Source organism: Streptomyces sp. ISL-10 (assembly GCF_018614575.1).
GTDB lineage: Bacteria > Actinomycetota > Actinomycetes > Streptomycetales > Streptomycetaceae > Streptomyces.
Window position 1 is genome coordinate 1 of sequence record NZ_JAGGOJ010000056.1, and the last position, 5,151, is coordinate 5,151.

Sequence of the window (5,151 nt, forward strand, 5' to 3'; positions counted from 1 at the left end):
GACGGGCCGTGTGGTCAGGGCTCCCAGGGTCAGGACCGGATCACCGGCAGTGTCGGCCAGGTCCACCGTCAGCCCCTCGGGGCTCTGGGTCGCACGGACCCGAAGCCTTGTGGCACCGGTCGCATGCAGAGCGACGCGGTTCCACGCGAACGGCATCAACACACTGTCAGTAGCACCCGGCGGAGTCGCCGCCATCGACAGATGAAGAGCAGCGTCCACAAGAGCGGGGTGAATCCCGTACCCCGACACATCAATCTCGGAGTCCTCAGGGAGAGCAACCTCGCCGAACAACACCCCATCAACGGTCCAGGCCGCAGTCAGACCCTGGAACGACGGCCCATACGCGTAACCATGGCCGGCCAGGTTCTCATAGAAGCCCTGAACGGGAATCGGGCGTGCTCCCGGCGGCGGCCAGGCTCGCAGGTCGTCGGTGCCGGCAGCTGCGGCGACGGGTGCGAGGAAGCCTTCGGCGTTGGATCGCCATTGTTCTGTCCCGGACAGGCGGGAGCGAATGAGGACCTGCCGACGGCCACTGGGGTCCGGCTGCTCGGTGACGTGGACCTGGATTTCGACGCTGCCGGACGCGGGGACCGGCAATGGAGCATGGATGATGAGCTCATCCACGACGGGGCAGTCGATCCGGTCTCCCGCGCTGATGGCGAGTTCGACCAGAGCGGCGCCGGGGATCACGACCGCACCGGCGATCATGTGGTCGGCCAGCCATGGATGCGTATTCAGCGACACCCGTCCGGTCAGCATCACCCCGCCAGGCACCTCCACCACCGTGCCCAGGAGCGGATGCCCGCCCATCACGTGACCAGTAGCGGGGGTGGGGGTGAGCCAGTAACGGTCGCGTTGGAACGGATAGGTCGGCAGCGGGACGACCCGGCCCGGCACCTGGGCGCCGGGGATCAGTGCGGCCAAGGTGGTCTGGGCGACCGGCCCGCCAACAGACCACAACTCCGCCAGCCCAGCGACGGCAGCAGCCACCTCGGGCTGGTTCCGACGCGAGAACGCGACCGCCGCACTCGGGTGGTCGCCGGACCGGGCCAGCGAGGTGAGACTCCCGTCCGGGCCGATCTCGACCACAAACCCGGCGCCGGTGCCGGCCATGGCCTCAGCCAAGGCATCGGCGTAGCGGACCGGTTCACGGACCTGCCGCACCCAATACTCCGGCGACATCCACTCCCGCCGCCCGGCCGCCGACGGCTCCCCATAGGAGACACCAGCCGCCACGGAGCCGAACTCCTCCAACATCGGATCCATGAGAGGCGAGTGGAAGGCATGACTGACCGACAGCAGGCGCGCCCGAATCCCCGCACCAGCCGCAGCAGCAACCAGCTCCTCAACAGCGGACTGCTCTCCGGACACCGTCACCGCACGCGGCCCGTTGACAGCGGCGACCCACACACCAGCACGGTCAGCCAAAAGCCCGACGACCTGATCCTCACCGGCGGCCAGCGACGCCATCGCACCCCCGGCCGGAAGTGCCTGCATCAACCGGGCCCGCGCAGCCACCAACCGTGCGGCATCCTCCAGCGACCACACCCCGGCAGCGAACGCCGCAGCCAGCTCACCGATCGAATGACCGACCAGCGCATCCGCACGAACGCCCCACGACTCCACCAGACGCCACAGCGCAACCTCGAACGCGAACAACACCGACTGCGTGTACATCGTCTGATCCAGCAATCCGGCCAGATCCGAACCCGCATCAGCGAACGCAACCTCACGAAGAGGGAACCCCGCCACCCCGCCCAACTCGGCGTCCAGCGCACTGCACACCTCGTCGAACGCAGCAGCGAACACCGGGAACACCTCGCACAGATCCCGGCCCATCCCCGCCCGCTGAGCACCCTGACCAGCGAACGTCAACACCACCGGGCCCATGCCGGCCGCCCCCGAGGACCCCGCGTCCCCGGCCGCCACGGCACGCAGCCCCGCCACGGCTTCGTCCCGATCCGCGGCCACCACCGCAGCCCGGAACTCCCACACCGAACGAGACGTCAACAACGCCCGACCGACCTGCTCCAGGTCAGGTTCGAGGGCCAGGACATCAGCCAACCGTCCCGCAGCAGCCCGCAGGCCCTCCGGCGACCGCGCCGACACCACCAACGGCACCACACCCGGCACATCCGAGGGAGACTCGACAGCCACGTCCCTGCTGCCAGGGGTATCGGGGGCCTGTTCGAGGATGACGTGGGCGTTGGTACCGCTGACGCCGAAGGAGGACACGCCGGCGCGGCGCGGACGGCCGGTCGCGGGCCACTCCCGCTCCTCGGTCAGGACCCGCACATCACCGACCGACCAATCAACCTTCGACGAAGGCGTCTCGGCATGCAGAGTCCGGGGCAGAACGCCGTGACGCATCGCCAGGACCATCTTGGCGATCCCGGCGACTCCGGCTGCGGCCTGGGTGTGACCGATGTTCGACTTCACCGACCCCAACCACAACGGCTCACCCTGCTCACCACGATCGCCGTACACCGCAAGCAGCGCCTGCGCCTCGATCGGGTCACCCAGAGTAGTCCCGGTGCCATGCGCTTCCACCGCGTCGACCTCAGCCGGAGCGAGTCCGGCACTCGCCAACGCCTGACGGATCACCCGCTGCTGCGACGGACCATTAGGGGCCGTGAGCCCGTTAGAGGCACCATCCTGGTTGATCGCACTGCCCCGGACCACCGCCAGCACCTCATGTCCAAGCCGCTGGGCGTCCGACAGCCGTTCCAGGACCAGCATCCCCGCGCCCTCGGCCCAGCCCATGCCGTCGGCAGAATCCGAGAACGCCTTACACCGGCCGTCAGGGGCGACACCGCGGAGCCGGGAGAACTCGACGAACACGCCCGGGTGCGCGAGCACCGTCACGCCACCCGCCAGGGCCATCGAGCACTCGCCCGCACGCAACGCCTGAGCCGCCAGGTGCAACGCCACCAGCGACGACGAGCACGCCGTGTCGACGCTCACCGCCGGACCCTCAAGACCCAGCACATACGAGATCCGCCCCGACGCCACACTCGAAATCGCGCCCGTCGACCGGTATCCGTCCAGCTCCGGAAGTGCGGCCGAGGCGTCGGCGGAGGTCTGGTAGTCGTTGGCGATCAGCCCGGTGTAGACGCCCACGTGCCGGCCCCGTAGGGAAGACGGGTCGATCCCGGCGTGTTCGAGCGCCTCCCAGGAGGTCTCCAGCAGCAGACGCTGCTGCGGATCCATTGCCAACGCCTCACGCGGACTGATCCCGAAGAACCCCGCGTCGAAGCCCGCCGCGTCGGTGAGGAAGCCGCCCTCACGCACATAGGACTTCCCAGCAGCCTCAGGGTCCGGGTCGAACAGGCCGTCCAGCTCCCAACCCCGGTCGGTGGGGAACTCACCCACCACGTCCGCACCTGACGACAGGAGGTCCCACAGGGCAGCCGGGCTGTCCACGCCTCCGGGCAGCCGCAGTCCCAGACCGACGATGGCGACGGGCTCGTCTGTGACGATCTTCGTGGCGGGGATGATCGCGTGCGCCGGGGTGAGACCGGCCAGCTCGGTGAACAGGTGATCAGCGAGCGCCGCGGGGGTGGGGTAGTCGAACACCAGCGTCGCGGGCAGGGGTGTTCCGGTCACAGCGGTGAGACGGTTGCGCAGCTCGACCGAGGTCAGTGAATCGAACCCCGCGTCGCTGAACGCCTGGTCGGCCCGGATCAGGTCTTGACCGGCGGCCCCCAGGATCACAGCAGCCTCCGCGCGGACCAGGCCGACCAGATGGGCCACCTGATCCTCCCGCCCCATCGCCACCAGCGTCGCTCGCAACGCTCCGACGGTGCCGGAGGCGGCGGCGCGGCGCTGCGGCCCCGCCAGCGCCTGGAGCAGAGCGGGGACCGGACCGTGGTGGCGGCGCAGCACCGCCAGGTCCAGCACCATCGGGACCAGCGTCGGCTGACCGGAAGTGAGAGCCTGATCCAGCAGCGCCATACCCGGCTCGGGATCCAGCGCGCCCATCCCGGTGCGGCTCATTCGTGTCAGGTCGGTCTGGCTGAGGTGCTCGGTCATCGTGCTCGCCGATGCCCAATAGCCCCAGGCGAGGGACACCGCGGCCTCGCCGGCGGCCCGCCGTCGGGCGGCCAAAGCGTCGAGGTAGCAGTTCGCCGCCGCGTAGTTCCCCTGCCCCGGAGTACCCATCACCCCGGCGACGGAGGAGAACAGCACGAACGCCGCCAGCCCGAGCCCACGCGTCAGCTCGTCCAGATGCGTGGCCGCATCCGCCTTCGGACGCAGTACGGTCTCGAGCCGCTCTGCCGTGAGCCCACCCAGGACAGCGTCATCCAGCACACCAGCGGTGTGGATCACCCCGCTGAGCGGCCCCGGCACCGCGGCCAGCAGGGCCTCGGCCTGATCCCGGTCGGCGACATCAGCGGCGACGATCTGCACGTGGGCGCCGGCGGCCTCCAACTCCGCCTGCAGCTGTGCGGCTCCGGGCGCGGCGAGGCCCTGCCGTGAGACCAGCACCAGGCTCCGGACCTCATGCTCGGCGACGAGGTGGCGGGCGACGAGGCCGCCCAGGGTCCCGGTTCCTCCGGTGACCACCACGCAGCCCGCACCCAGGTCCCCGGCTGCGAAGTCCGCTTGAGGTGCCCGGGTGAGCCGGGGGACTTCGGTCTGCCCGTCCCGGAGCCGGATCTCCCATTCGTCCTCGGCAGCGGCCTGCTCCAGCGAACCCGTCAGATCGACGAGTTCCGCCGCGTCCGAGGCGAGGTCGGCCAGCAGGATGCGGCCCGGGTTCTCGGACTGGGCCGAGCGGGTCAGCCCGGCGACCGCAGACGCTACCGGATCACTGCCCGCATCCCGGACCACCACTGCCAGCCGGGTTTCCTTGAAGGCCGGGTCGGTCGCGAAGACCTGCAGCACCTCCAGCACCCGCGCCAGTTCCGCACGCACCCGAGCAAGTTCTCCGGCTCCATCGGTCTGCCCGGCATCGAGGATCAGCCACGACGGGACGTCCTGTTCCAGCGATCGCAGGTCGACCCCGTCTGCGATCACGGCGCCGGCGGGCGCGTCGGCCAGGGTGTGGCCGGTGGCGAGGGGGGTCCAGTCGACGGTGAACAGCGCGCCGCGGGCCGGCGCGTCGGGGCCGGCGAGGTCGGCGGCGGCGACGGGCCGTGTGGTCAGGGC

General features: G+C 70.2%; 1 protein-coding gene. It reads right to left on the minus strand.

The genetic code is table 11. From position 1 onward, the window contains the following. A partial coding sequence (locus tag J7E88_RS35355) for a type I polyketide synthase (RefSeq protein ID WP_215187601.1) occupies positions 1-5,151 on the minus strand: 5,151 nt, incomplete at both ends.